This window comes from Frisingicoccus sp., assembly GCF_048388605.1.
Lineage (GTDB): Bacteria > Bacillota > Clostridia > Lachnospirales > Lachnospiraceae > Frisingicoccus.
Map to the genome: position 1 here is coordinate 22650 of NZ_DBGCTU010000024.1, position 26603 is coordinate 49252.

General features: G+C 39.5%; 25 protein-coding genes, 1 tRNA gene and 2 pseudogenes. 24 read left to right on the top strand and 4 right to left on the bottom strand.

The genetic code is table 11. The annotated features are described in order from the left end of the window. Nucleotides 1-24: 24 nt before the first annotated feature. From rnpA to rsmG, 7 genes are read left to right on the top strand one after another with little or no spacing between them, the layout of a single operon-like run. Nucleotides 25-372 (top strand): ribonuclease P protein component, encoded by a 348-nt coding sequence (gene rnpA, locus ACMN7X_RS05045; protein ID WP_418746404.1) that lies wholly within the window; start codon nucleotides 25-27, stop codon nucleotides 370-372. Then, nucleotides 372-581, top strand: coding sequence for a membrane protein insertion efficiency factor YidD (gene yidD, locus ACMN7X_RS05050; RefSeq protein ID WP_418463471.1), 210 nt, complete (start codon nucleotides 372-374; stop codon nucleotides 579-581). The genes rnpA and yidD overlap by 1 nt, the downstream gene beginning before the upstream one ends. A 19-nt stretch (nucleotides 582-600) precedes the next feature. Next, the gene (locus tag ACMN7X_RS05055) at nucleotides 601-1866 is read left to right on the top strand and encodes a YidC/Oxa1 family membrane protein insertase (RefSeq protein WP_418746405.1); all 1266 of its coding nucleotides are present in this window, start codon (nucleotides 601-603) and stop codon (nucleotides 1864-1866) included. Nucleotides 1867-1894: 28 nt separating this feature from the next. Next, the gene (jag, locus tag ACMN7X_RS05060; RefSeq protein ID WP_418746406.1) at nucleotides 1895-2578 is read left to right on the top strand and encodes an RNA-binding cell elongation regulator Jag/EloR; all 684 of its coding nucleotides are present in this window, start codon (nucleotides 1895-1897) and stop codon (nucleotides 2576-2578) included. Between the two features lie 59 nt (nucleotides 2579-2637). Next, nucleotides 2638-4014, top strand: a complete 1377-nt coding sequence (gene mnmE / locus ACMN7X_RS05065) for a tRNA uridine-5-carboxymethylaminomethyl(34) synthesis GTPase MnmE (protein WP_418746407.1) — start codon at nucleotides 2638-2640, stop codon at nucleotides 4012-4014. Nucleotides 4015-4024: 10 nt separating this feature from the next. Beyond that, entirely contained in the window at nucleotides 4025-5923 is a 1899-nt protein-coding gene (mnmG, locus tag ACMN7X_RS05070; RefSeq protein WP_418746408.1) for a tRNA uridine-5-carboxymethylaminomethyl(34) synthesis enzyme MnmG, read from the top strand. Then, nucleotides 5920-6627: a 16S rRNA (guanine(527)-N(7))-methyltransferase RsmG gene (rsmG, locus tag ACMN7X_RS05075; RefSeq protein WP_418746409.1), complete on the top strand. Its 708-nt coding sequence runs from the start codon at nucleotides 5920-5922 to the stop codon at nucleotides 6625-6627. The genes mnmG and rsmG overlap by 4 nt, the downstream gene beginning before the upstream one ends. On the opposite strand, the gene aroE is transcribed toward rsmG, so the two are convergent. Next, complete coding sequence (gene aroE, locus ACMN7X_RS05080; protein ID WP_418746410.1) at nucleotides 6622-7479, bottom strand: shikimate dehydrogenase; 858 nt, start codon at nucleotides 7477-7479, stop codon at nucleotides 6622-6624. The genes rsmG and aroE overlap by 6 nt on opposite strands. Before the next feature lie 13 nt (nucleotides 7480-7492). Beyond that, a complete protein-coding gene (locus ACMN7X_RS05085; protein ID WP_418746411.1) occupies nucleotides 7493-8443 on the bottom strand; it encodes an alpha/beta fold hydrolase in 951 nt (316 codons plus the stop codon). A 201-nt stretch (nucleotides 8444-8644) separates the two neighbouring features. On the opposite strand from ACMN7X_RS05085, the gene argS reads away from it, so the two are divergent. From argS to ACMN7X_RS05115, 6 genes are all read left to right on the top strand, one after another. Then, a complete protein-coding gene (gene argS, locus ACMN7X_RS05090; protein WP_418746412.1) occupies nucleotides 8645-10330 on the top strand; it encodes an arginine--tRNA ligase in 1686 nt (561 codons plus the stop codon). Nucleotides 10331-10611: 281 nt separating this feature from the next. Further along, nucleotides 10612-11382, top strand: a complete 771-nt coding sequence (locus ACMN7X_RS05095; RefSeq protein ID WP_418746413.1) for a ParA family protein — start codon at nucleotides 10612-10614, stop codon at nucleotides 11380-11382. A gap of 19 nt (nucleotides 11383-11401) precedes the next feature. Continuing rightward, nucleotides 11402-12364 carry a ParB/RepB/Spo0J family partition protein gene (locus ACMN7X_RS05100; RefSeq protein WP_418746414.1) on the top strand — a complete coding sequence of 321 codons (963 nt, stop codon included), beginning with the start codon at nucleotides 11402-11404 and terminating at the stop codon, nucleotides 12362-12364. A 1-nt stretch (nucleotide 12365) separates the two neighbouring features. After that, nucleotides 12366-12884 (top strand): DUF4446 family protein, encoded by a 519-nt coding sequence (locus ACMN7X_RS05105; protein ID WP_418746415.1) that lies wholly within the window; start codon nucleotides 12366-12368, stop codon nucleotides 12882-12884. Between the two features lie 307 nt (nucleotides 12885-13191). Further along, entirely contained in the window at nucleotides 13192-14079 is an 888-nt protein-coding gene (locus ACMN7X_RS05110) for a DUF3881 family protein (RefSeq protein ID WP_418746416.1), read from the top strand. Nucleotides 14080-14202: 123 nt separating this feature from the next. Beyond that, nucleotides 14203-14276, top strand: a tRNA-Arg gene (locus ACMN7X_RS05115). A 250-nt stretch (nucleotides 14277-14526) separates the two neighbouring features. On the opposite strand, the gene ACMN7X_RS05120 is transcribed toward ACMN7X_RS05115, so the two are convergent. Beyond that, the gene (locus ACMN7X_RS05120) at nucleotides 14527-15543 is read right to left on the bottom strand and encodes an Abi family protein (protein ID WP_418746435.1); all 1017 of its coding nucleotides are present in this window, start codon (nucleotides 15541-15543) and stop codon (nucleotides 14527-14529) included. On the opposite strand from ACMN7X_RS05120, the pseudogene ACMN7X_RS05125 reads away from it, so the two are divergent. From ACMN7X_RS05125 to ACMN7X_RS05145, 5 genes and pseudogenes are all read left to right on the top strand, one after another. Beyond that, nucleotides 15436-16386 (top strand): annotated as a pseudogene (locus tag ACMN7X_RS05125) (site-specific integrase); the annotation flags it as partial. The gene ACMN7X_RS05120 and the pseudogene ACMN7X_RS05125 overlap by 108 nt on opposite strands. Before the next feature lie 232 nt (nucleotides 16387-16618). Continuing rightward, the gene (locus ACMN7X_RS05130; RefSeq protein ID WP_418746417.1) at nucleotides 16619-16978 is read left to right on the top strand and encodes a hypothetical protein; all 360 of its coding nucleotides are present in this window, start codon (nucleotides 16619-16621) and stop codon (nucleotides 16976-16978) included. Between the two features lie 2 nt (nucleotides 16979-16980). Continuing rightward, nucleotides 16981-18615 carry an HD domain-containing protein gene (locus ACMN7X_RS05135; protein WP_418746418.1) on the top strand — a complete coding sequence of 545 codons (1635 nt, stop codon included), beginning with the start codon at nucleotides 16981-16983 and terminating at the stop codon, nucleotides 18613-18615. A gap of 908 nt (nucleotides 18616-19523) precedes the next feature. Beyond that, nucleotides 19524-20117, top strand: a complete 594-nt coding sequence (locus ACMN7X_RS05140) for a type IV toxin-antitoxin system AbiEi family antitoxin domain-containing protein (protein WP_418746419.1) — start codon at nucleotides 19524-19526, stop codon at nucleotides 20115-20117. Beyond that, nucleotides 20114-20662, top strand: coding sequence for a nucleotidyl transferase AbiEii/AbiGii toxin family protein (locus tag ACMN7X_RS05145; RefSeq protein WP_418746420.1), 549 nt, complete (start codon nucleotides 20114-20116; stop codon nucleotides 20660-20662). The genes ACMN7X_RS05140 and ACMN7X_RS05145 overlap by 4 nt, the downstream gene beginning before the upstream one ends. Before the next feature lie 366 nt (nucleotides 20663-21028). On the opposite strand, the pseudogene ACMN7X_RS05150 reads toward ACMN7X_RS05145, so the two are convergent. Continuing rightward, nucleotides 21029-21222, bottom strand: a pseudogene (locus ACMN7X_RS05150) (transposase); the annotation flags it as partial. A gap of 531 nt (nucleotides 21223-21753) precedes the next feature. Here ACMN7X_RS05150 and ACMN7X_RS05155 point away from each other — a divergent pair. The 6 genes from ACMN7X_RS05155 (at nucleotide 21754) to ACMN7X_RS05180 (ending at nucleotide 26562) form a co-directional block, all read left to right on the top strand. Next, entirely contained in the window at nucleotides 21754-22419 is a 666-nt protein-coding gene (locus tag ACMN7X_RS05155; protein WP_418746421.1) for a signal peptidase I, read from the top strand. Between the two features lie 99 nt (nucleotides 22420-22518). Further along, on the top strand, nucleotides 22519-23232 hold the full coding sequence (locus ACMN7X_RS05160; RefSeq protein ID WP_418746422.1) for a hypothetical protein: 714 nt from the start codon (nucleotides 22519-22521) through the stop codon (nucleotides 23230-23232). Nucleotides 23233-23406: 174 nt separating this feature from the next. Next, nucleotides 23407-24378 carry an LPXTG cell wall anchor domain-containing protein gene (locus tag ACMN7X_RS05165; RefSeq protein ID WP_418746423.1) on the top strand — a complete coding sequence of 324 codons (972 nt, stop codon included), beginning with the start codon at nucleotides 23407-23409 and terminating at the stop codon, nucleotides 24376-24378. A gap of 11 nt (nucleotides 24379-24389) precedes the next feature. Further along, nucleotides 24390-24992 carry a signal peptidase I gene (locus ACMN7X_RS05170; protein WP_418746424.1) on the top strand — a complete coding sequence of 201 codons (603 nt, stop codon included), beginning with the start codon at nucleotides 24390-24392 and terminating at the stop codon, nucleotides 24990-24992. Between the two features lie 18 nt (nucleotides 24993-25010). Beyond that, nucleotides 25011-25553: a hypothetical protein gene (locus tag ACMN7X_RS05175; protein ID WP_418746425.1), complete on the top strand. Its 543-nt coding sequence runs from the start codon at nucleotides 25011-25013 to the stop codon at nucleotides 25551-25553. Between the two features lie 13 nt (nucleotides 25554-25566). Then, on the top strand, nucleotides 25567-26562 hold the full coding sequence (locus tag ACMN7X_RS05180; RefSeq protein WP_418746426.1) for a hypothetical protein: 996 nt from the start codon (nucleotides 25567-25569) through the stop codon (nucleotides 26560-26562). Nucleotides 26563-26603: the final 41 nt, after the last annotated feature.

Consider the following 26603-nt stretch of genomic DNA (forward strand, 5'->3'; position numbering starts at 1 on the left):
GCCTTTTTCTTTAGGAAGAATAGGATGAGATTTTCGGAATCATTGAAGAAGAATCAACAGTTCAGAGCCGTTTATGAGAAGGGAATATCCTGTGCCGGTCGGCATTTGGTTGTATATAAGTTGGAAAACGGCCTGAAAAGGAATCGTTTGGGGATTTCTGTCAGTAAGAAGGTAGGGAACAGCGTTGTAAGACATCATCTGGCAAGGCTCATTCGTGAAAATTATCGTTTGAGTGAGGAACTATATAAAGAAGGATACGACATTGTCGTTATTGCCAGAGTTGCTGCAAAAAAAGCGGATTATCACGTTATTGGAAAAAATCTCAGTCAGTTATCAAAAAAACTGGATTTATTAAAGGACAGCGATATATAATGAAAAAAGTTTTGATAGGATGCGTTCGTTTTTACAGAAAATATATTTCGCCATTAAAGCGGCCATGCTGCATTTATGTGCCGACATGCTCACAGTATGCGATCGAAGCACTGGAAAAGTACGGCGCTGTCAAGGGAAGTTATTTGGCTATAAGAAGAATACTGAGATGCCATCCGTTTCATGAGGGTGGTTATGATCCGGTTCCCTGAATTAAGGAGGAAATAGAACATGGATGTAATTGTTCTTACAAAAGTTGGAGGTATCCTAGGACCATTCGCATTGATTTTTGGTCTAGTCATGAATGCGATTTATGAGCTTCTTGATTTGGTGGGGATACCAAATGTTGCGTTGACGATCATTTTATTTACATTGATCGCAAATATTTTAATGCTGCCGCTGACGATCAAACAGCAGCGTTATTCAAGAGTATCTGCTCTTGTCACACCTGAAATTCAGAAAATAAACAAGAAATATAAAGGAAAGACCGATGAGGTTTCTCAGCGCCGTATGCAGGCTGAAACAATGGAAGTCTATAAAAAATACGGTGCGAGCCCATCTTCCGGCTGTCTTCCGTTATTAATTTCTTTTCCGATTTTGTTAGCATTGTATCGGATTATTTATAATATTCCGTCCTATGTTAATTCGATCCATGATCTGTTTATGACCATTGCCGAGCCGATTCAGACGACCACGAATGGTGCGGCGATCATGGAAACTCTGATGGATGAGCTGAACATCGTTGTCAGCAAATTTGACTTTGAGAATGTTGAGAAGATTATTGATGCGTTAAATGGTGTAAAGACCACCGGATGGGATACGGTAGCCAATGCTTTTGCATCTAATCCGGATGTGGTTCAGGCCATTGATAAAGTGAAAGATACGATCATCAGTATTAACTCTATGCCGGGCGGATTGAATGTCATGGATGCGCCGGTACATTTTTCTCAGGGTGTTGCCGGAATCTTTCCGGGAATCCTGATTCCGATCCTGGCCGGAGTGACTCAGTATGTCAGCGTTAAGATTACAACGCCGAAAACAAATAATACGGCTCAGGAGAATGACATGGGTCAGTCCATGAAGATGATGAATAACATTATGCCGTTGATTTCTGTGTGGATCTGTTTCACGCTGCCGGTCGGTGTCGGACTTTACTGGGTATGCAACTCCGTATTCCGTACATTGATGGTTGTGATCGTCAATCGTTTCTTTAATAATAAAGATATTGATGAGCTGGTAAAGGAAAATGCGGAAAAAGTGGCGGAACGCAAGGGCAAACCGACATTCACTGAAAAGCTTATGGCGAGCAGCGCTTCGGCCGCTCAGCAGGAAGAAACAAAGAAATATCAGTCGATGAGCGATATAGCCAAGGCAAACCGTTCCAAAAAAGATTATACGCCAAAGAACTATAAGCCGGTGGATAAAGATGCACCTGTAAATACAGACAGTATTTCATCGATTGCCCATATGTTGGACAGAAATAAAAATGATGATTAATTTGCTGTTTTTATTGGAGGAATAAAAGATGGATTATATAGAAGTTACAGGGAAAACAGTGGATGATGCGATTACGAATGCGTTAATTCAGTTAGAAACAACCAGTGATAAGATTGAATATGAAATTATTGAAAAGGGAAGCAATGGTTTTCTCGGATTGATCGGCAAACAAGATGCAGTGATTAAAGTTCGTAAAAAAAGTAATCTTATAGATGATACATACGAATTTTTAAATAAACTGTTTGCCGCAATGAATATGGAAGTTAAATCAGAAATTGATTATAATGAAGAGAATCGGACAATGAATATTGATTTTTCCGGTGATGAGATGGGGATTTTGATTGGAAAAAGAGGACAGACTCTGGATTCTCTTCAGTATTTGATCAGCCTTGTAGTCAATAAAGAGAGCGACGCTTATATTAAAGTAAAGGTGGATACCGAAGATTATAGAGAGCGCCGTAAACAGACACTTGAAAATCTGGCAAAGAACCTGTCTTATAAGGTAAAAAGGACGCGTCGGCCGGTGACATTGGAACCGATGAATCCTTATGAGCGCCGGATTATTCATTCCGCTCTGCAGAATGACCGTTATGTGGAGACCCACAGCGAGGGTGACGAGCCTTACCGCAAGGTAGTCATTACATTGAAACGGCGGGAAAACAGAGAGTATCGTAAGGACTACAATAAAAATTATAAAGAGAAAAACGATTAATACGGATTGCCCCCTTCTTTGAATGAAAGACGGGGGCAATTTTTGGAAAGGAGTTTATCATGGTTGCAGATACCATAGCTGCAATATCTTCGGGAATGACCCCTTCAGGTATCGGGAAGGTGCGTTTGAGCGGAGATTCCGCGATTGAAATTGCAGATCGTATTTATAAAAGTCCAAAGGGAAAAAAATCATTGAAAAATGTACCGTCCCACACGATACATTATGGATATATATATGATGGCGGTCAAATGATTGACGAGGTACTTGTTTTGATCATGAAGGCTCCAAATAGTTATACAAGGGAAGATGTCGTTGAAATTGACTGTCATGGCGGCGTTGTGGTTATGAAAAAAATTTTGGAAACAGCCATAAAATACGGCGCCCGTCCGGCGGAACCGGGCGAATTTACAAAGCGGGCCTTTTTAAACGGACGTATTGATTTATCACAGGCAGAAGCTGTTATTGATATTATTAATTCAAAAAATGAGTATGCTTTGAACAGTTCAGTTCATCAGCTTCAGGGTAATCTGTTAAATCAGATTAAAGAAGTGAGGAAAAGTATCATCGGGAGCATTGCTTTTATTGAAGCGGCCCTGGATGATCCGGAGCATATCAATGCAGATGATTATGGGATAACATTAAAAAAACAAATTGATGTTCATATTGACGTTTTGCAGAAGTTATTGAAATCCTGCGATGATGGCCGTCTTTTAAAAGAGGGTATAAAAACGGTTATTTTAGGAAAGCCAAATGCAGGAAAGTCTTCTCTGTTGAATTATCTTTCCGGCGAAGAGAGAGCTATCGTTACAGAGATTGCCGGGACAACGAGGGATGTTCTTGAGGAAACTGTGCAGGTGGACGGTATATTGCTTAATGTGATCGATACGGCAGGAATAAGGGATACAGAGGACAGGGTAGAAAAAATTGGCGTTGAGAAGGCAAAGAAATATGCCGCCGAAGCCGATTTGATCATCTATATTGTGGATGGTTCTACAATAATAGATGAAAACGACCTGGAAATTCTGGAATTGATTCGTGACAGAAAGACAATTATACTGTTAAATAAAATTGACCTGGATTTAAAAACGACAAAATCAGCCATTGAGAAAGTGACTGATCATCCGATTGTGGAAGTATCCGTTAAAAACAGACAGGGATTGGAAGATTTTTCTGAACTCATTCGTCAAATGTTTTTTGACGGTAAGCTGACATTTAATGATCAGATATATATAACGAATGTCCGGCATAAAGCGGCGATTCAGGAAGCTGTGGACAGTTTGAATATGGTGCTTCAAAGTATTGAAGACGGCATGCCGGAGGATTTCTTCTCTATTGATTTAATGAATGCTTATGAAGCTCTTGGAAAAATTATCGGGGAATCTGTTGGGGAAGATTTGATAAATACCATATTCAGTGATTTCTGTATGGGAAAATAGGAGGCTTTTTATGTCTTATACTTATGAAGATTATGATGTTGCAGTGATCGGCGCCGGACATGCCGGCTGCGAGGCAGCTTTGGCCTGCGCGCGTCTTGGATTAAAAACCATTGTATTTACGGTAAGCGTTGAAAGTATTGCCTTGATGCCGTGTAATCCAAATATCGGCGGAAGTTCAAAGGGACATCTTGTGCGTGAGATCGATGCTCTCGGCGGTCAGATGGGAAAGACGATTGATCAGACTTTTATACAATCGAAAATGCTTAATAAATCAAAAGGACCTGCGGTTCATTCTTTGCGAGCTCAGGCAGATAAGCAGGATTATACAGCCTTCATGCGCCGTACACTGGAAAATCAGGAGAATTTGACGGTGAAACAGGCGGAGATTATTGATATTCTGACAGAGGATGGGCATGTGTCCGGCGTAGTAACACATACAGGAGGAATTTATCCGTGCAGAGCGGTAATTCTTGCTACTGGTGTTTATTTAAAAGCAAGATGCCTTTGCGGTGAATCTATTACTTATACCGGCCCGAACGGGCTTCAGGCGGCGACTCATCTTTCAGAAAGTTTAAAACGTCTCGGCATCGAACTTGTGCGGTTTAAGACGGGAACTCCGGCACGTATTGATAAACGGAGTATTGATTTTAGTAAAATGGAAGAACAGTTTGGTGATGAAACAGTTGTACCATTTTCCTTTACAACCAATCCTGAGGATGTTCAGAAGGAACAGGTATCCTGCTGGCTGACTTATACAAATGAGAAGACGCATGAAATTATCCGTTCAAATCTGGATCGTTCGCCGATTTATGCGGGAGTGATCGAGGGAGTTGGACCGCGATACTGTCCTTCTATTGAAGATAAGGTGGTTAAATTTGCGGATAAAAACCGGCATCAGGTGTTTATTGAGCCGGAAGGAAATTATACAAATGAAATGTATATCGGCGGCATGTCTAGTTCTCTCCCTGAAGATGTTCAGTATCGGATGTATCGAACGGTGCCGGGCCTTGAAAATGCCCGGATCGTGCGGAATGCTTATGCCATTGAATATGATTGTATTCCGGCGACACAGCTTAAATCCACATTGGAATTTAAGCAGGTGGAAGGACTTTTTTCCGGCGGTCAGTTTAATGGCAGTTCGGGCTATGAGGAGGCTGCAGCTCAGGGATTGATGGCCGGAATCAACGCATCCATGAAGCTTCTCGGAAAAGAGCAGATTGTATTAAAACGTTCAGAAGCTTATATCGGTGTTCTGATCGATGATTTAGTGACAAAAGAAACCCATGAACCTTATCGAATGATGACTTCAAGGGCCGAATACAGGCTGCTTCTGCGCCAGGATAATGCAGATATGCGGTTAACGCCGATCGGACATCAGGTTGGATTGATTTCGGATGAACGATATGAAGCTCTTTTGAGTAAGAAAGCAATGATTGAGAAAGAAATAGAACGGGTGAATCATGTGATGATCGGAGGTTCAAAAGAGGTACAGGAATTCCTTGAGGAACATCACAGTACAGCCTTAAAGACCGCCCTTTCTCTGGCTGAATTGATTCGGCGGCCGGAACTTTCTTATGAGATTTTGGAGCCTTTGGATAAGGAGAGAAAACCTTTGCCTGCAGGAGTTATTGAACAGGTAAATATTAATGTTAAGTATGAGGGATATATCACCCGGCAACTGAGACAAGTGGAACAGTTTAAAAAAATGGAAGTTAAATTAATCCCGGAGGCGTTGGATTATAATGATATCAGCGGTTTAAGAATTGAAGCCCGGCAGAAATTATCTGCTGTACGTCCTCATTCAGTGGGTCAGGCTTCCCGTATTTCCGGTGTTACCCCAGCGGATATCTCCGTGTTATTAATTTACATGGAACAGTTTAATCGGTCTCATCGAAAGGATTCCATATGAATAAATTTGAAAAATCATTAGAAAAATTAAATATTCATCTTAATGAGAAACAAATGTATCAATTTATGCAATATTATGAAATGCTGATTGAAACAAATAAAGTAATGAATCTGACAGCGATTACAGAGTATGATGAAGTTGTTGATAAGCACTTTGTTGATAGTCTTTCTCTGATTCAGGCTATTGATCTGAATCAGCCATTAAAAGTTATTGATGTGGGTACCGGGGCAGGATTTCCCGGAATACCTTTAAAAATTGCTTTTCCTCAATTAAAGATTGTTTTGCTGGATTCTTTGAATAAGAGGATCAATTTTCTCAATCGGGTTATAGAGACTTTGAAATTGACAGATATGGAGACAATTCATGGACGGGCCGAAGATTTTGGCAGAAATCCACGGTATAGAGAACAGTTTGATCTGTGTGTATCACGGGCGGTAGCTAATTTATCCACATTATCCGAATATTGTCTTCCATTTGTTCAGATCGGCGGACGCTTTATTTCATATAAATCAGGAAGGATAAAGGAAGAGATGGAAGCTTCACAGAAAGCCGTGACTCTGCTTGGCGGCCATATCGACCAATGTTTGTCTTACACTCTGGCCGATACAGATATAGAAAGATCTCTTGTGATTATTGAAAAAGTGAAGCTTACAAAAAAGGCTTACCCACGAAAAGCGGGTAAGCCTTCGAAAGAGCCTTTATAAATTATTGTTTTCATTAATCATGGCAGCTTTCATAATTTCCACAGGAGCATCCAATCCTGTCCAAAGTTTAAAGCTGACTGCAGCCTGATTAATCAGCATGGAAAATCCATCAAGTGTTTTACATCCGCAGGCCTGTGCTCTGGCCATAAACCGTGTGTGCAGTGGATTTGGAATGATGTCGCAGACAACGGTACTGGATTTTAATGTATAATAATTAATATCTGGTACATTTGTATCAGGATATAAACCGATGGATGTACAATTAACAAGAATATCTGTATCTTCATCGACATCATAACAGCCTTCCCAGAGTGCAAATTCTGCGTGGGCTGTTGTTTTTTCATTGATCAAGCGAACCAGAGTTTCTCCGCGGGATTTTGTCCGATTAACGATAATAATCTTTTCTGCTCCTGCCAGGGCCAGTTCTACTGCGATAGCTCTTGCTGCTCCGCCGGCGCCAAGTATTACGGCTTTTTTTCCGGAAATTTCAATGTGATCATCTATGAGAGATTTGATAAATCCCTTTCCATCCGTATTTTCTCCGATCATTTTTCCATGGTCTTCATACACAGTGTTTACAGCGCCAATAAGAGCTGCCGTATCCGTTAAGCGGTCAAGATATGGAATAACGGCTACTTTATGGGGAATTGTAATATGGGTTCCTTTCATATGAAGCGCCTTCAGTGCTTTTACGGCTGTTTCCAAATCTTCAGGATATACAAGTATTGTATTATACCTATAATTTAATCCGAGTGCCTTAAAAGCTGCTTCAATGATAACAACTGTTGGATTTTCATCCACCGGGCAGCCAAAGAGACCGATTAATTCACTTCGATAGCATTTTTCAGACATTTTCAGACTCCTTTCAGGATAAATAAATGGAACAAAGGGAAGCGAAAGATTCAGTTTGTTCAATATGAGGATATTGTTTACAATTATCGATTAATTCTGCTTCGATTGAAGGATTAAATGTTATATAATCATGCAGTGTATTTTCAATATCTTTTAAATCTTTTCCTCCGATAATATATATTGAGTGATTTAATTTTTTTAATGCGTGGAGCATATTAATATTGGTAAAATGGCTGCGTTCGCTGGCAAAGAAATATCTGGCCGACGGGCCGCCAAGATGGCTGGCTTCATACATTGTATCCACATCCTTTTGCATGTGGATATCCGGATAAAGTATTTTATTCTTATAATCCTTAAATATTCGGCCATAGGATGTAACCATATTGTAAATAGTTGTTCCAATCAGCGGAAGTTCAATTAAATATTTGAGCGTTTTCTGATTAGTTTTTGGATATTTGGCCATTTCTTTCATCGAAGAAGGATTTACCATTATTATACGATGGTACAGATCCGGTTCGCTATAGCATCCCATAATGGCGATATTTGATGATGAACCGCTTGTAATTACATCTGTTTTGGCGCCAATAACATCTTTAATGAAATTATTAACCAACTGGACATAGATATAATTTGTATATGTCATTTTAGGTTTTTCCGAACGGCCGCAGCCGATCAGATCAAGGGCATAAACCGTATGATTTTTGGATAAATGATTGATTAAAAACTTCCATTCGGCGGCGGAGGCAGTACATTTTAATTCATGAATTAAAAGAATAGGTGATCCGCAGCCTTTTTTTGTATAGAAAATATTTCCGAATCTCCAGGAATATTGATATTTGTTTTCGCAGAACAGCATATCCTTCATTCCGGCCCGGAGAAAAGTAATTTTATTAATACCCCATGTTGTAAGAAGTACGGTGGAGGAAATTATTCCTGCATTCAGGAGTTTTTTATATTTTTTCATGTCATTAAATCTCCTTTAAATAAATGTTTTGGTTACTTACTATTATAAAGTAAATATTATGCATATACAAATATTTTTTAATGGATATTTTTCCAAATATGTTGTACAATATTTGTATCTGTCTAAAATAGCAGGAAAAATACTTATTTCCTTTATATTTTTTAATGTTAGAATAATATAACAAAAGGGGTAAATTATAAAATGAAAACTAAAATCGTTGAATTGCTCAATGCTCAGATTGAGTGTATGGATAGTGAGGAGATTAATAGCCTTTTAGAAATCCCTCCAAAAGTTGAAATGGGTGATTTCGCTTTTCCTTGTTTTAAACTTGCAAAGGTATTTCGAAAAGCGCCGCCAATGATCGCAGCGGACTTGAAAGATAAAATCGGATGTCCTGATTTTTTGAGTAAAGTAGAATGTCTTGGTGGATATTTAAACTTTTTTGTGGATAAATCCATGTATGCAAAACAAATTGTGGATAATTATCTTTCGAATGAAAATTATGGCGGTTCGGATGAAGGAAAGGGAAAGACAATTTGTATTGATTATTCCTCGCCGAATGTGGCTAAAAATTTTCATGTCGGACATCTTCGTACAACTATTATCGGTAATTCTTTAAATAAAATATTTACAAAACTGGGATATCATGTAGAGCGAATTAATCATTTAGGCGATTGGGGCACCCAGTTTGGCAAATTAATTGTTGCTTATAAAAATTGGGGAAGCAAGGAAGCTGTTGAGGAGAAAGGCATTGAGGAATTAATGCGGATTTATGTGAAATTCCATGAAGAAGCTGAAAAGGATGATTCTTTAAATGATGAGGCCAGAGCCTGGTTCACAAAGATGGAACATGGAGATGAAGAAGCTTTAAGTATTTGGAAGTGGTTTCGGGAAATCAGCTTAAATGAATTTATGCGTGTTTATAAACTTCTTGGCATGGAATTTGATTCTTTCGCCGGTGAAAGCTTTTATAATGATAAGATGCAGCCGGTTATTGATGAATTAAAACAAAAAGGATTGATTAAGGTCAGCGACGGTGCGCAGATTGTTGATTTGGAAGAATATAATATGCCTCCGTGTCTGATTACAAAAAAGGATGGAAGTTCTCTTTATGCGACAAGAGATATTGCGGCAGCTATGTATCGTAAGAAAACCTATGATTTTTCAAAATGTATTTATGTTACCGGTCTGGAACAAAAACTCCATTTTGCTCAGTGGTTTAAGGTTATTGAGTTAATGGGATACGATTGGTCAAAAAATTTAATGCATGTTCCATATGGGTTGGTTAGCTTAAAAGGCGGTAAATTATCTACGCGTAAAGGCCACGTTATTTATGCGGAGGATATTCTTCATGAGGCTATTCAAAAAACACGCAGTATTATTGAAGAGAAGAATCCTGATATTCCAAACAAAGAGGAAGTTGCAAAGCAGGTTGGTATCGGTGCAATTCTTTTCAATGATTTATATAACCAGAGAATTAAAGATGTTATCTTTGATTGGGAAAAACTTTTGAATTTTGATGGTGAGACAGGTCCTTATGTGCAATATACTTATGCAAGAGCGGCCAGTGTTTTGCGTAAGATTGGCGATGTACCGGCAGTATATGATTATTCTGTTTTATCGGATGAAGTTTCTATGGCATTACTCAAAGAAATCGCTCGTTATCCGCAAGTGGTTTCTGATGCGGCAGATAAGCTGGAACCATTCATGATTTCCAGATATGCCATTGCATTGGCACAGGCTTTTAATAAGTTTTATCATGAATGTCAAATTAATGTTGCAGATGAGAATATTAAGTATACCAGGGCAAATGTTGTGATTATTACGAAGTCTATATTAAAAGACGCGTTGAGTTTACTTGGTATTCAGTGTCCGGAGCAGATGTAGACGATGTGTTTCATAGAAATGTTTCACGTGAAACATTGATAGATAATATGAAAGAATAGTGAGGGATGTTTCACGTGAAACATCCCTCATTTTACAGAATTTTCATATTTCTTTCTCTGGATTAACTCAGTATGAAGTGGTATACTGTATAGAGCAGTATATTGTTTATTGTTCGTGCGAATACTTCGTAAGGATATCCATCGGGCATCCCGTATGTTAGATGCTGCGCATGGGTGCGCTCCGTCAGGCTTCGCGCGATAAGGTATGAGAAGGGGAATGATATGGGTCGGATAATAGCAGTCGCAAATCAAAAAGGTGGTGTAGGAAAAACAACAACATCAATTAATTTATCGGCCAGTTTGGCAGAATCAGGACAAAAGGTTTTAACAATCGATATGGATCCGCAGGGAAATACAACAAGCGGGTTGGGAATCGATAAGAACCGGGTGGAAAATACAGTTTATGAATTGATTTTAGGGGAAACATCTTTAGAAGAATGTATAAATTCATCAGTTATGGAAGGATTGGACGTTATTGCATCAAATATAAATTTATCAGGAGCTGAGGTAGAATTAATTGCCATTGAAAATAAAGAATTTTTATTAAAAGAAAAAATTGATGAAATAAGAGAAAAATATGATTATATTATTATTGATTGTCCGCCTTCATTAAATCTTTTGACAATTAATGCAATGACTACATCAGATACAGTATTAGTGCCGATCCAATGTGAATATTATGCCCTGGAAGGTTTGTCCCAATTAATACATACAATTGATTTAATTAGAGAACGATTAAATCCGAAATTAGAAATAGAAGGCGTTGTATTTACGATGTTTGATGGTCGGACAAATTTATCATTGCAGGTTGTGGAGAATGTAAAAGAAAATTTGGACAGAAATATATATAAGACAATCATTCCAAGAAATGTTCGACTTGCAGAAGCTCCGAGTTATGGAATGCCTATTAATATGTATGATACACGTTCATCGGGAGCGGAAGCATACCGTTTGCTTGCAGAGGAAGTTATTCAGTATCAAAAAGATAAGTAAGTGAAAGGAATAGAAAAATATGGCAGCAAGAAAAAAAGGCGGTCTTGGAAAGGGAATCGATGCCTTGATTTCGCCTACGGTTAAAAAAGAAGTTGAGAAAGAAAGAGTCGTTGAAAAGGTTATAGAAAAACCGGTTGAAAAGATTGTTGAAAAAATTATCGAGGTTGAAAAGCCTATAGAACTCCATTTAAAAATTGACGAAATCGAACCAAATCGTTTACAGCCAAGAAAAAATTTTGATGAAGATGCATTGCAGGAATTATCGGAATCTATAAAACAGTTTGGTTTAATACAGCCGATTATTGTAAAAAAGAGAGAAAACTTTTATGAGATCATAGCCGGCGAACGCCGATGGAGAGCTGCAAGGATTGCAGGACTAAAAGAAGTACCGGTAATTGTAAAGGAATATGATGATCGGGAATCTATGGAGATAGCTATTGTAGAGAACCTTCAGAGAGAGGATTTGAATCCAATTGAAGAAGCCCAAGCATATCGGCGATTAATTGAAGAATTCGGTTTGAAACAAGATGAGGCTGCTCAGAGAGTATCTAAAAGCCGTACTGCAGTAACTAATGCAATGAGACTTTTAAAACTGGATGAAAGAGTTCAGCAAATGGTTATTGACGATATGATTAGCGGCGGTCATGCAAGAACTCTTTTAGCGATAGAAGATAAAGAAGAGCAGTATGCAATGGCAATGATTGTTTTTGATAATAAGATGAGTGTCCGGGAAACGGAAAAACTGGTGAGAAATTATTTAAAAAAAGAAAAAGAAAAAAGCGCATCAGACAAAAAAGAGGATTTTTCTCAGATGGAAACGATTTATCATCAATTGGAAGAGCGGATGAAATCGGTTATAGGTTCGAAAGTTGCTATTCACAGCAAAAATTATAAAAAAGGAAAAATTGAAATTGAATATTATTCAAATGATGAACTGGAAAGGATTATCGATTTAATTGAATCGATAAAACAGGTGGGATAGTATGGATAGTAAAATTTTAGCAGGATTAAGTTTTGACCCGGGTATTTTAATCATTGGTATGTTTCTTCTTATACTTTTAATGCTTATATACATATATACCCTGCATAGAAAGCAGAATCAGCTTGATAAAAAATACAGAGCTTTTATGCGGGGCGGCCGAGGTGCAAAATCTTTGGATGAAGCATTGGAGAATAAACTGGAATCATTAAATAATATCAAGGATGTAAATGACGCATTAAATGAGAGAATAACCCGCCTTGAAAAAAGTATGGGACGTTCCTATCAAAAGATGGGTATTGTTAAATATGACGCTTTTAAGGAAATGGGTGGAAAACTCAGTTTTGCATGTGCATTGTTGAATGACAGAAATGATGGTTTTGTGCTTAATTCGATTCACAGTAAAGATGGATGTTATAATTATATTAAAGAGATCATTAAAGGTGAATCTTATCTGCCTTTGGGTGATGAGGAAGCAGAAGCGCTGGAACAGGCGAAACAATATGGTATGGGAAATGAATAGATAAAGCAGAAAAGAACAGATGTTCTCAGAGTGATAAATGACTTTGAAATATCTGTTCTTTTAAATTATGTCAACTAATATATTTAATAATAAAGCATACCCATACGGGATGCCCGAATGGGTATACCTTATCGTGCGGAGCTTGACGAAGCACGCCTATGCGCAGCATCTGACATACGGGATGCCCGAATGGGTATGAATTTTTAGAAAATATTCGGTATATTAACTTGTAAAAAGGATATGGATATTATATAATATCATTTAGTTTTGTTCACAACAAAAAAGGATATAAGTATTGGAGGTCGGAATGCACGATTATTTGCGGGCAATAGGCTTTAGTAATTTAAAAAAGAATAAAGATGTCCGGGATATCTTAAATCTGGTGGTGCTCCGGCCGACTTCAGAGTATGTTTCTTCGGCAGAAGATGAGGATACTGCTTTTGGTGAAAAGGTTAAAGAATTTGCAAGCCGTATGGGGATAAGTGTCCGCGGAGAGTATGATGAAAACGGACAATTTCATGTTGCCTACTATTTTCCATATTTTAAAGCAAAAAACTGTACATTAAAGGATGAGGTAACCATTGAAAAACAATCTGACAGGGATGCTTATGCAGGAATTTGTGATAATGTGAAGGTTGGAGTTTCTCTGATTTTTCAGCTGCTAAACATGTCAGATTATATTGATTATACAGAATTTCATAAAGGGTCATTCTTTTATGCGCCGATTTATTTGTCCGGTTTGTCTGTTTCGGGAAAAATCATTCTTCCTCTGATGAAAACGGAAGCAGATGTCCGGCGCAAAAGAGACGAAAGCATCAATCGGGATCAGATGATCGCCGCGGCCCGGGAGGGGGACCAGGAGGCTATAGAAAGTCTCACACTGGAAGATATTGATATGTATGCAACAATCAGCCGCCGGGCTAAAAAGGAAGATGTTTTAACGATTGTGGAATCCTATTTTATGCCCTATGGTATTGCCTGTGATCAATATTCCATTATGGGGGATATTTTGGGAATAGAAACTGTACAGAATTCTTTAACAGAAGAGTTTATTTATATTCTTACATTGGAATGTAATAACCTGATATTCGATGTTTGTATTAATCAGGAAGATTTAGTGGGAGAACCACTTCCGGGGCGCCGTTTCCGGGGAACTGTTTGGATTCAGGGAACAGTTGACTTTATGGGCATGTAAGTGATATAGTAAGGTATACTCATTCGAGCATCCCGTATGTCAGATGCTACGCATGGGCGCGCTACGTCAGGCTCCGCGCGAAAAAGTATACCCATAGGGATGCCGAATGGGTATAGTTAAAATGTCGCTATAGCTCAGTTGGATAGAGCGACCGCCTCCTAAGCGGTAGGCCGGAGGTTCAAATCCTCTTAGCGACGCTTTAGAAATGCCGAAAATACTGGATTTCCAGAATTTTCGGCATTTTTTCTCATCTAAGTTTGCTAGTCAAAATAGCAGTTCTGCTAGTTTTACCAAAAGTTTTGTCATGTCAGTTATTGTTTCTGTTTGCTTTTTACGTAAATAAAAAGGAGAACCAGACGCATCCGATTCCCCCAAGTACGCTCCATAGAGACGCACCGCTATTCACATTTATAGTATACAAGAAAGAGATAGAAAATGCAAGGATTTTCACGACTTAACAAATTTTTTTAATTTGGTAAGTTTAGCATTATTATCTGTATGGATAATTTGGTTGAAAATGCTTATTGGAATATTGCTGCGTAGTTTTTCTACAATATCTTCAAATCCCGATATAACTCGCTTCATTTCTGTTTTAGATATATGGAGAAGTTTCAATTGGTAAATTACCAAAACTAAATAGTCCGTGATAGTTTCAAAAGTTAATCCTTTAACGCCGGTAGCATTAGAAATAGCATTTCCTACTTGTTTATCAATGTTTCCGGTTCGGAAACGTGTATCAAAAATTACATCGTTATGTGCAATGGCATTTCGAAGATCTTTCGTGGCATAAATCAGACGTTGAGGCATCATGGCATTTGAATCATCGGAATGTCGTATTCCAAGTTTTTTTGAAATATCTGCTCTGCAATTTTGATTTAAACATGAAACAAAATGACCAAATTCACCTAAACTGAGCAATTCGAAGGTTGCCCATATTGGGAGGTTGGCATCTTTACGAAGATAGTGATCTGCAATTTTATTTCCATTTCCATAAGCATCAGTTTGAACTTTATAGATACGATTACGCAAATCTAACCGTCTTTTTAATTCTCGTTTGAATTTTTCCTCTGCCTTTTGTCGGTCGTATGTATTTTCATATGTTTTGCCTTTGGTGGAAAACATTTTATAGTTATCCAACAATTGATTATAGATGTTGATAAAATTTCCAGAATTTGTTGAAGCCACTAAAATATCCAGAACATAATTTTTGATAGCTGTTTCTATTAGCATTACGTTAGGATAAAATAAAGATTTTAATTGGGTATCAAAGTCATAGACCGCAACCAATTCTTCAAATTTCGTATAAGAGATATGATTTGAAGGTGTGTTTATGTAACGATACCCTTTATATCCATAAAGACCATCCGGGAACTGCTGGAGGAATATGTCTCCATTTATGGAGTGAATACCTGGGCGCTTTCCACCTATGAGGGGCGCAGGGGGCTGATCGATAACTATATCAATCCGATTATCGGGGATATGAAGCTGGATGAAGTGACACCCCGCGTGATAGACCGGTATTACAGGAACCTGCTCACTGTGAAATCGAAACAGCGGCCTTACCAGACGTCGCAGAACGAGTTCCTTTCACCTAGGACAGTAAAGGAAATCCATAAGCTGCTCCGTAATGCGTTCAACCAGGCGGTGAAGTGGGAGCTGATGTCAAGAAATCCGGTAGTGAACGCTACGTTGCCGAAAAGCGAGGCGAAGCCCCGTGATATCTGGACGGCGGATATCCTGTTCCATGCTATTGAGCTTTGTGAGGACGATATCCTGAAGCTGGCGCTGAACCTTGCTTTTTCCTGTTCCCTGCGGATGGGTGAAATGCTTGCCCTTACCTGGGACTGTATCGACATAACACAGGAGAGCATAGAAGGCGGACGGGCCAGCATTTATGTCAATAAAGAGTTGCAACGGGTGCAGAGGGAATCCCTGCAGGCGCTGGATGGAAAAGGCGTTATAAAAACCTTCCCGGCGCGGCTGGCATCTCGGCATACGTCGCTGGTGCTGAAGAAGCCGAAAACAAAGACCAGTGTGCGGCGTGTGTTCCTGCCAAAGACGATAGCGGAGATGCTCCAGGAAAGATACAAAGAGATTGCGGAGATGAAAGAGCTGTTTGGGGATGAATATAGCGATTACGACCTTGTGTTCTGTTCCCCGATGGGGACGCCGATTGAAGGGCAGGTAATTAACCGTGCGCTGAATAAGCTGATTACAGATAATGACCTTCCGAAGGTCGTATTCCATAGCCTCCGCCACAGCAGCATTACATACAAGCTGAAACTGAACGGCGGCGATGCTGAAAACGCTGGTGCAGGCGATATGATATCGAGAGAAAGAGCAGGGCAGAGAAAAGCTTTGCTTTTTCTTTAATAAAAATTTTTAAAATAATAAAGATAGGAAAGTAAGACAATAATAAAACATATGATGAAAGGGAAAAATTTAGTTATGAGAACAGAAAGGAATTGCAACTTGACGCAATCAATGTTACAATATTTAGAACTAATCACAATCTAAGAAAAACGGAGGGGTATGTAAAATGTGTTTTTATATTGGAATAGAAGATTTGGCAGCCAATGCGCTCATTGAAGCGATGAAAAAGGGAAAAAAGCGTTTTCTAACATATAATGAAATAGAAAGTTATGGAGCTGAGGTTGTTCAGATTTTACATGAGAATGGTGAAAAAGCGGTCTTGGTTCTTTCGCGTGACAATACAGATGCACTTTTTAGAAATTATTCTGAATTTTTTGAGGAAAGTGAAGAAGATGGGAAAAAAGGTATCTTATTACGTTCCGGAAAGGAAATTGAAGATTTGGTTCATCAGTTTAGAGGTTATTTAGCATTAGATGTCTTGTTGGCATTTATGAACCAGAGGTCTATTCAGGCGTTGGGAGTATAGGTATGAAAGACTACAAAAGAATTAAAGACCCCATATATGGATATATACAAATACCGGTAAGGTATATGACAGATATTGTTGACACAGCACCGTTTCAAAGATTGCGGAGAATAATACAAACAAGTTATTCTCCGCTTTACTCTTCTGCGGTACACAATCGTTTTGTTCATTCAATGGGCGTTTATTATCTGGGAGAATTGGCAGCTGATCAGTTGACTAGAGAAGCAACAGTTAAAATAGATAATACAATTAATTTTTCTATGTATGGTGAAGTTTTCAAGCTTGCATGTCTTTTACATGATGTAGGCCATGCTCCCTTTTCTCATACGGGAGAGAGTTTTTATCTTGGTGAAGATCATGATTATACAAAGTTGCACGAAAAGTTAATTGAAGTTATTGGAAGTACAGAATTTGAAAGGGACATTCCGCAGGATAAAAGCTTAGCAGCTGCACCACATGAGATTATGAGTGCGATAATAGGTGTTTTAAAATATAGAACTTTTTTTGATACTGTAGAGAAAAAAGAGCTTTTTGTTCGTTGTATTACGGGGTATAAATATTCTGTAAGAACGACAGAAAACAGTATAAAGAATTGTTTTATTTCAATGCTTAATTCTAAGGTAATTGATGTTGATAAGTTGGATTATCTAATCAGGGATGCATACATTACAGGATTTGATACAGTAAATATTGACTTTGAAAGATTACTTTCTTCACTTACACTTTCAAAGAATAATGGAATGTATGAGATTGCATATAATAAAAACGCAATTAGTGTTATTGAAAATGTAGTTTATGCTCATGATGCAGAAAAGAAATGGATTCAAACACACCCTGTAGTTCTTTATGAGGCTTACATACTTCAGCATGTTTTTTCGCATTTAAGTGAAAATATGGATAATGAAGGTAAAAAATTATTTTCTTTGGAATCATTAAGCGTAGAGGGGCAGCAATTTAATGACAATATATCTATTGCCTTATTATGTGATGATGATATAATTTTTTTGATGAAAAATGTATATCCCAATGAAATTAGTAAAGAATTTTTTGAGCGTAGAGAAAGGCGTCACCCTGTATGGAAGTCAGAGGCCGAATATAAAGCTTTTGTTTTAAATTTGGCGAGAGGTGGCGAACTTTTGCAGGAGTTTGAAACCGCCATGAGTGTTACTGCAAAATATCTCATTAAAAGTACTGATTCATGGGTTATAGATGATGCGCTCATTGATAAGCTTGAAAAAGAAAAAGTGGTTCTTGAAGGAATGGATATAGATCCTGAGACAAAAGAAGTGCAGTTAGGAAATAAGATAAAAATTTTAAAGGTAATGCATTCTTTACAGAGTTATGCAAAAGAAAAAGGAATTGAATGCAATTTTGTGATTTTGATGGCTTCGCAGTTTAACAGTGGATTTGGAAAATCAGACTTTTCTGCGACAAAAGTAGTGTTCCAAACGAAGGATGAGGACAAAGTTGCTAAGGTTGGTGATATTGTATCTTCATTGCAAGCAAAGGAGAAGGAAAGAGATAATTTCTTTTACCTATTTTATAAGAGAAAAGAAGATATGAGCATAGATGATATAGAGATAGATAATCAAGAGATATGTAAAAGATTATTTAAAGAAGTTGTTTTTGAGGATTAGATTGGTTTTACGGTAAAACCATATAGAATCTATACCAGCAATCACCATCTTATACAGGCGTTACACCAGATTGCACGAGATTATACGTGCTTGCAAATGTGACGATTGCCCTTTTTCAGGGGGTCTGCTAATGGCTTGCTAATGGAACCACTTAAAACCAGCTTATATCAGCTTAATCGTGCCTGTACTGGCTTGACAGTGAAATGTGAAAAAAGCTTGATTTTGCTTGACTTTTCTTATACCAACTTACTTCTGCCTGACACCTTTGGGGCGAACTCCTAAGCGAGGGGTCAGAGGTTCAAATCCTCCCGGAGACGGCTGCTAAAAGCGGGAATTATTAGCCGGAAAGGTTGAATAATTGTCCGCTTTTTTCTTTGAATAAGAGGTGTTTGTTTTGATGTACCCCTGTGTTTAGACAGGTAAATCAGAGGAAAGCTCGGATAAGGGATTTGATAAGCAATATAAATGTATCAGTTCAGGCCGTGCCATTCGTAAAACCGCACTACGTGCTAACCGCGGCTGTCGCCGCTGTTTTACTCATATTCGGGCGCTCAGCACATCTGAATATCAGTCGCCGGATTTTTATGCGAGCATAAATCCGTCGCCTGACATCAGATGGCTGAACTGATATATATAAATTACATGAAGTGTCAAACGAGAAGCTCGTTTGGATCGGATTTACAAAATCCGGTCTGAACGGGCTTTTTCTGTTTCAGAAAAGAGAGGAGGCAGAGATGTGGAAGAAAGAGAGAAAGTGAAAGAGTATTGCGGAGTACGGTATCCTGGATGATGATCGAAAGAAAAATGCGGAGCTGTTTGAGAAAGCATACCGGAATGAAATACAACACTTTACATTTATGCTTAAAAATAATATAATATAAGAAAAAATGTAAAGAAGAGAGATATATATGACTAAAACAATGCTTTTAGAACAATTAATTGAAAAAAACCATGGGTATCTTCTTACTGCCCTTGCAGAAAAGAACCAGATTTCCAGAACATACGTAATGAAATATGTGAAAGCACATTCTATGGAGAAGGTTGCGCAAGGGATTTATATAGCTGATGATGTGTGGCCGGATGAATTATTTATCCTTCAGATCAGAAATCCTTCGGTTATTTTTTCTGGCGAAACTGCTCTTTATCTGCATGGCTTAATTGACAGAGAATATACAGAAGTCTGTATTACAGTACCGAATGGATATAATGCCACTCGTTTGAAAAGAGATAATGTCCGGGTGAAATATGTTCCAAAAGAAATTCACAGTATGGGAGTTTGCGACGTTCCTTCCATCAGTGGGAATATAGTCAGAGCTTATGACAAAGAAAGATGTATCTGTGAATTGATAAAAGACAGAAAAAAATATGAAATACAGAATTTTCAGACAGCAGTAAAAGATTATATGTCAAGGAAAGAGAAAAATTTATCCAGATTGCTTGAATATGCAGAAAAACTGAAAATCAGGGATGAAGTGATGAAATATGTGGAGGTACTTGTATGATTCATACATCAAAACAGCTAAAAGACAAAGTGCGTAACCTTTCAAAAGGAGATAATGACATTGCGAAGGCACTGATCCGGACATTTATGATGGAACGATTCCTTGAAAGGGTTTCTTTATCGAAATATAGAGAAAATCTTATTTTAAAAGGCGGAATGCTTGTAGCATCTATAGTGGGAACGAACTTAAGAGCAACAATGGACATTGATACAACAGTTAAAGCGCTTCCTTTAAATAAAACTGAGGCAGAAAAAATAGTGGATGAAATAGCTGCAGTACCTGTTGAGGATGGCGTGACCTTTCAAATTAAGTCTATCACAACGATTATGGATGATTTCGACTATCCGGGTGTCAGGATTATGCTTGAAGCTATATTAGAAAAATTGAGGCAGAGTATAAAGCTTGATATATCTACAGATGATGTTATGGCTCAGATGTGGGAACGGTTTCGCAAGAAAAATTATTTTGTCGGTGAACTTCAATGGGAGGAGGTGTCCGGAAAAGTTATTCAAAATATACAAGAGATTGTAGTCGAAAAGTCGTAGACAAACCGACCATATCACGGTATTATATATATGTAAATCCGATTAATTTAATACTGTTTATCATTCCTGCACAACGGGAAATGGTAATCGATTCTAAAGCAGGCCATGAACAGTAATGCATTGTCCTAATATTTCATCTTTAACTCGGCATTACAGAGGCTTACAGTAATTAACCGGATTCGATTGATAAATCAAGAAATAACGTTGTTTTCTTATCATAAAAGGGAATCGGCTTGACAGGCATGATTTGAACTCCTAAGCGCTAGCTGTGGGTTCGATTCCCGCAGGGGACGGTTGCAAACAAAGCGGTAATGATTAGCAGAAAATGCTATGTCATGAAACGCTTTTTTGTTTTCATCAAATAAAAAAAGCAAGTGGGATACCGTCATAATCCATAAACAGCCTCATGCCGACAAGAGGAAGTAGTTGGTACAGTCATAGTAAAGGATATCCCTGTGCCGTTCAAGAATTTTTTGACTGTTTTTGTAAAGTTCCGCCTGAATAAAATCATTTTCCTCGGCGAGTACGGAAAGGGCACGGTAAATGTCATTCAGGTCATATTATAAGGGTTAGAAGGTATTTATTTGATAGAAAAACGAGATCAGACTGTCAAACTTCCGGATTCTTTTATTCACTAAAAAAGAATTGTAATTTATGTATAATTTTCGTATAATAATAAAGAGACTATGAAGGGGTCTTTTCTGCACTTATGGTTATGGAACTCTACGGATTCACTTATTTTCTGAATTTTTATTCTGTTCCGTGACGGAATTGTCCGGAATATGCGCCGGTTGTCATGGAATATTCGGTCATGGCAGAGGAAACCACTGGAAAGATTCTTGCAGAGATGAAATGACAGATAGTATCTGATTGCAGCTGTACCAAACAGTTCATATATATATGGCTCAGAAAGTATGCGTGAGGGCACGATTTTGTTACGGTATCTTTGATATAATAAAATATATTTTACATAAAATGAGCTGCCCGACAAATGGTGAGCCTGCAGATTTTTTCGCACTTTGTGCTTTCAAAATCTGCAAAATAAAATAAGATGTTTGTATATAAGATTACTTGAAAAGGGGGATCGAATCTTGAAAAAGACGGAAAATACAGAGGTTCGAAAACATTCATGGAGGCATATGTTTCTAACTATTCTGGGGACTGTTCTATGTATCATTCTGATTCCGATTTTAATAATGAATATTTCGCTTATTGTGAAGAGCTATACAAATAGTGATAAAGTTCCGAGTGTTGGTGGTTATCTGCCTCTGATCGTGCTGACAGATTCTATGTATCCGGAAATACACAGCGGAGATTTGATTATTTGCCATACGATAAATCCGGAGGAGGTTGCGACAGGTGATGTGATTGCCTTTTTTGATCCGGCAGGAAATGGGACAAGCGTTGTGACACACCGGGTGGTTGAGATAACCAGGGAGAACGGGGAACTTGCATTTATCACAAAAGGTGATGCCAATAATGCGGAGGATCAGATGCCGGTGCCAGCGGGGAGTTTGGTGGGACAGTACCGCACCCGTATTGCCGGAGCGGGTAATATCGCAATGTTTATGCAGACCACCACGGGACTGATTGTTTGTGTGGGTGTTCCGTTGGTTCTTCTGATCGGATATGACGTTTTGCGCCGGAGACGCTATGAGAAGAGCAGGAAGGCGGATACAGATGCGCTGCTGCGGGAATTGGAGGAGCTGCGATCCCAACAAAAAAATGAAAAAGGTCATTCGGAGGATGACAAATAGACAGGAAGAATGGACTGTCTGTGAAAATGGTATTCCATCCATGAAGGCCACGCTGTGGATTGAATATAGATGAAATACGGAAGAAAGGAGAATTTCGCTATGGAGAAAAATAGAATGATGCGTTTGGCTTCTGCTCTGCTGATATTGACGCTTTTGACTACATGCATGATCAGCGGAACCTTTGCGAAGTATACCACGAAAGCAGAAGGAAGCGATACGGCACGGGTTGCAAAGTGGGGAGTGACTGTTACGGCAAATGGCAGCACTTTTGCAACAGAATATAATACAGATGATGGAATGGTATCAGGTACTATTGCAAAGTCTGTTGTAGCAGCGACATCGGCTAGTGGAACACAAGATAATCTTGTTGCTCCGGGGACCAAGGGAGAGATGACAAAGATGGCATTGAGCGGCACACCGGAAGTTGCAGTTAAGGTGAGCTATGTAGGACAGTTTGATATCAGCGATAATTGGAAGGTTAATGGAATATTTTATTGCCCATTAGTTATCAAAGTGAAATCTGAAACTGGTACAACAGAAATTAAGGGCTTAACGTATACAACGGCTACTGATTTTGAAAATGCTGTCAATAATGCGATTGCTGATTATAGTACAAACTATGATGCCAATACTAATCTTTCCTCCAAGTCGGATGATTTTTTGTCCGTAGAATGGGAATGGCCGTTTAGTATTACGAATGATGATAATACGACTAATGATGAAAAGGATACATTTCTTGGTGGACAGGCAGCAAGTAATAATCCGGCTACGGTTACCCTTACAGTAACAACAACCGTAACCCAGATCGACTGATTCCAGGCGAATGAAATCGTATGATTGATTACATAAGACCACACCCGTTCCGACGTGGCCGGGCGGGTGTTTCGTCTTTTGTTTTCGCCAGAATCCATGGGATGTCTCATGGATTTTCGCGAAAGCAAAAGAGAGGATGTAAAAAAATAATCTGTGAAAGGAGGCTCCCGGAGGATGGAAGAGAAAAGCGGCAGAAAAGAGAAAATGAAAAGTGGGAATGAGAAAAGAGAGTTGCTTTTTGTATTTCTTTTTCTTTTCATCTGTGTGGCTTTGACCAGTATTTTGTTGGCTGAACGCCTGAGTGCCCTTGCGGCATCCGAGAGCAATATCATTGCACTGGCTCCGTCCGAAGAAAAAATAGAAGCAATAGAAGCTCCGGGGACTTTGACAAAGGAAAGCAACTACTCAAAGTCCGAAACAGTGAGAGCTGCTGCAGCTTCCACACGGATGGATGGGCAGTCTGAAATTTCACAGGGAGAGGCTCCGGAATATCAGGCAGGAGATGGAACCGGGACATGGACAACGGATACGAGAGTAGATCTCTTTCGTGTGCAATATGAAAATGATCAGAAGGTCGTAACGGTCTGCGGAAATGACGGAGATGAAGTGATCGCTCCGGGAACGGAAAATGACTATACCTTCTGGCTGAAAAATACGAGCAATGGGACGGCAGATTATGAGATGTCAGTGGAGGCCTATATGACGTCCGGGGAGGCGGAGATCCCCGTGAAGGCGAGAATGAAAAATGATGGGGGAGATTACCTGCTCGGCAGTGAAGAACAGTGGGATGAGGTTTTGGCATTAAATGGAGTTTCTGACAAGGCGACCCTGGGGGCCAACCGGTATGCCCGTTATACGCTGGAATGGCAATGGCCCTTTGAATCCGGAGACGATGAATCAGATACGGCTCTGGGAAATCAAACAGAGGGAAAGGATATAGCACTTACTGTCGTTATCAAAACAGTCACTTCGGCAAATACAGATCCTGATTTGTCCGAAGGTCTCTCGCAGCCGGGAAGATTGGGTGTTCTGCCAAAAACAGGTGATGAGACACACATTATGTTTTATCTGCTTCTTCTTGCGGGCTCAGGAACCCTGATTGTGATCATGCTGGTGAAAAGACGGAGAGAAAAAGCTTCCAGATGAGGAGGATACAGATGCGCAGGAGTCGGACGGAAGGAAATGCGGAAAGCCGGATAAAAGAAAAACATGAGCATGGTCTTTTGAGAAGATGCCTTTTAATAGCGGCAGGACTGATTCTGGGAGTGAATGTCTATCTCTGGAATGCCCGCAGCCTGGGGGGAAATCAGATGCCAATGCCTTTTGGATGCGGCATGTCCGTGGTACTGTCCGGCAGTATGGAACCCACATTGAAGGTCAATGATCTGCTTCTTGTGCGGGAGAAAGATCAGTATGAAGTGGGCGATATCGTGGTATATCAGTCCGGATATGAATTGATCGTTCATCGGATTGTTTTCATGGATGAAAATGAAGTTGTGACACAGGGGGATGCAAACAGCGTGGCAGACCCACCGATTGACCGGGAGGCAGTAAAAGGTGTTGTCAGAGCCCGGATTCCCTATGTGGGAAAACTGGTAGGTTTGCTGAAAAGGCCTGTGGGAATTTTGCTGGTTTTGATATGTGCCTTTCTTTTAATTGAACTATCTTTCTGGAGAGAGAAAAGAATAGACGATGAGAATCTGGATGCGATCAGGGAAGAAATCCGACGACTGAAGAAGGAACAGGAGAATGACCAGTGACAGAAGGAGGGATGGCGGATGAATGAGACAAAAGAATATCGGCCAAACCGGGTATTTCGAGCGGCATTGGCGCTGCTATGTGTGGTACTGGTATCTGTGGGGATGATGTCAGGACTTTTGGCGAGATATACGGCCGGAGGCACCGGATCAGATGAGGCAAGAGTGGCGTCCTTTGACGTGACAGCAGATCTACAGAATTTTGAAAAGGAATTTCCTGTGCAGCTGCAGCCGGGGAATTCTGTTACATGCAGTTTTGATATCACAAATTCCAGCGAGACAGCGGTAAATATGCAGGCAGTTTTGGAGACGGAGGGAAATCTCCCGTTAATGATAGAATATAAAAAAGGAAGTACGAATACAGGCAGTTGGGTTTCTCTTGCAAAGAATATTCAGGATGTTGAGGAAGGCTCATGCAAGTTTTCCGATGCAATGGCAGCTGGAAATAAGGAAAAACAGACCTATCAGATTCGAGTATCATGGCCTGAAGACAGAAACGGCTATCAGTATGCCAATGGAGTGGAGGCAGTGAAATTGTCCGTCACTGCCAGCCAGATCGATTAAGGAGGAGACGAGGATGAAAAGTCAACACAAATTTCATAGAAAACGAACCATTTTAGTGCTGGCTGTCATTCTGATTTTGAGCGTTACAGTAGTCGTAATGGCGAAGTATCTCCGTTCTTTTGAACCGGTCAGCGGTATTATGACCTCAGATAAATTTTATTTTACAACGGATCTGCTGGGGGACAGTACCATGGTAGACAGCAGCGGGGAAAATCCGGGAAGCGGGTACGTATATGAGGACGTACAGGAGGGAACCTGGAACCTGTATGGCGGCGGCGCACATGAGATTACCTTTGAATTGCGCAATTATTATGATGATCTGAGAATCACACAGGGGCAGATTCCGTATACAGTCAGCGTGGAGGCAAAGACACCGGCGGATGAAAGCGGAAGCAGCAATCCGATTCAGGGATTGGCGACAATTTCCGATAATTCGGCTGATCCTGACGGTACTACCGGTTCTGAAATATCCGGAGCTCTGGGGAGTGCAGGATCGGAAGGAAAGGCCGTGCAGGAGATTACATTGTCGATAGCGGATGAACAGACAGTTTCCTATGTTGATGGAACTGAGGTGATCGTTACGATACAAAGCACGTCCCCGTATAAGAAAATAATGAAGCTGCATTTTCTTTTGTATCAGGTGGATACTTATCTGAGTTATGAGATTCAGGATTCTGTCGGAAGTCCTTATGCAGAATTGATTCTGATGGCGAATTCGGTTGGCACAGAGTCAACGGGCAGTGTACAGCCGTATTTGACATGGCCGAAGGATTTATCAATCGATAATACAAACGGGCTGACTTATACTTATGAGACTGATTTTGAACAACAGAGTGGAATGACAGATAGAAAAAACATGCAGATATCCCGGGCACTGCGGGCAAAAGAAAGTGAGTCGATTTATTTTTTCAAGGCGGATGTGTCGAAAAATTATTCGAAGCAGCGCACGATCGTGAATAAGAATGATGAAAACAATTATGAGATCTTGATAGGGCAGCTATCAGATTAATTGCAGATAAAAAAGTACCGGTGAATAAAGAGGGCAGACAA

What these genes read in the sequence shown, in the direction of transcription:
- mnmE (WP_418746407.1), top strand. Translation starts at nt 2,638, where the DNA reads ATGGTTGCAGATACCATAGCTGCAATATCTTCGGGAATGACCCCTTCA.
- ACMN7X_RS05110 (WP_418746416.1), top strand. Translation starts at nt 13,192, where the DNA reads ATGCACGATTATTTGCGGGCAATAGGCTTTAGTAATTTAAAAAAGAAT.
- ACMN7X_RS05180 (WP_418746426.1), top strand. Translation starts at nt 25,567, where the DNA reads ATGAAAAGTCAACACAAATTTCATAGAAAACGAACCATTTTAGTGCTG.
- ACMN7X_RS05055 (WP_418746405.1), top strand. Translation starts at nt 601, where the DNA reads ATGGATGTAATTGTTCTTACAAAAGTTGGAGGTATCCTAGGACCATTC.
- rnpA (WP_418746404.1), top strand. Translation starts at nt 25, where the DNA reads ATGAGATTTTCGGAATCATTGAAGAAGAATCAACAGTTCAGAGCCGTT.
- ACMN7X_RS05130 (WP_418746417.1), top strand. Translation starts at nt 16,619, where the DNA reads ATGTGTTTTTATATTGGAATAGAAGATTTGGCAGCCAATGCGCTCATT.
- ACMN7X_RS05145 (WP_418746420.1), top strand. Translation starts at nt 20,114, where the DNA reads ATGATTCATACATCAAAACAGCTAAAAGACAAAGTGCGTAACCTTTCA.
- ACMN7X_RS05085 (WP_418746411.1), bottom strand. Translation starts at nt 8,443, where the DNA reads ATGAAAAAATATAAAAAACTCCTGAATGCAGGAATAATTTCCTCCACC.
- aroE (WP_418746410.1), bottom strand. Translation starts at nt 7,479, where the DNA reads ATGTCTGAAAAATGCTATCGAAGTGAATTAATCGGTCTCTTTGGCTGC.
- yidD (WP_418463471.1), top strand. Translation starts at nt 372, where the DNA reads ATGAAAAAAGTTTTGATAGGATGCGTTCGTTTTTACAGAAAATATATT.
- ACMN7X_RS05175 (WP_418746425.1), top strand. Translation starts at nt 25,011, where the DNA reads ATGAATGAGACAAAAGAATATCGGCCAAACCGGGTATTTCGAGCGGCA.
- mnmG (WP_418746408.1), top strand. Translation starts at nt 4,025, where the DNA reads ATGTCTTATACTTATGAAGATTATGATGTTGCAGTGATCGGCGCCGGA.
- jag (WP_418746406.1), top strand. Translation starts at nt 1,895, where the DNA reads ATGGATTATATAGAAGTTACAGGGAAAACAGTGGATGATGCGATTACG.
- rsmG (WP_418746409.1), top strand. Translation starts at nt 5,920, where the DNA reads ATGAATAAATTTGAAAAATCATTAGAAAAATTAAATATTCATCTTAAT.
- argS (WP_418746412.1), top strand. Translation starts at nt 8,645, where the DNA reads ATGAAAACTAAAATCGTTGAATTGCTCAATGCTCAGATTGAGTGTATG.
- ACMN7X_RS05165 (WP_418746423.1), top strand. Translation starts at nt 23,407, where the DNA reads ATGGAAGAGAAAAGCGGCAGAAAAGAGAAAATGAAAAGTGGGAATGAG.
- ACMN7X_RS05105 (WP_418746415.1), top strand. Translation starts at nt 12,366, where the DNA reads ATGGATAGTAAAATTTTAGCAGGATTAAGTTTTGACCCGGGTATTTTA.
- ACMN7X_RS05160 (WP_418746422.1), top strand. Translation starts at nt 22,519, where the DNA reads ATGGAGAAAAATAGAATGATGCGTTTGGCTTCTGCTCTGCTGATATTG.
- ACMN7X_RS05170 (WP_418746424.1), top strand. Translation starts at nt 24,390, where the DNA reads ATGCGCAGGAGTCGGACGGAAGGAAATGCGGAAAGCCGGATAAAAGAA.
- ACMN7X_RS05100 (WP_418746414.1), top strand. Translation starts at nt 11,402, where the DNA reads ATGGCAGCAAGAAAAAAAGGCGGTCTTGGAAAGGGAATCGATGCCTTG.
- ACMN7X_RS05140 (WP_418746419.1), top strand. Translation starts at nt 19,524, where the DNA reads ATGACTAAAACAATGCTTTTAGAACAATTAATTGAAAAAAACCATGGG.
- ACMN7X_RS05095 (WP_418746413.1), top strand. Translation starts at nt 10,612, where the DNA reads ATGGGTCGGATAATAGCAGTCGCAAATCAAAAAGGTGGTGTAGGAAAA.
- ACMN7X_RS05135 (WP_418746418.1), top strand. Translation starts at nt 16,981, where the DNA reads ATGAAAGACTACAAAAGAATTAAAGACCCCATATATGGATATATACAA.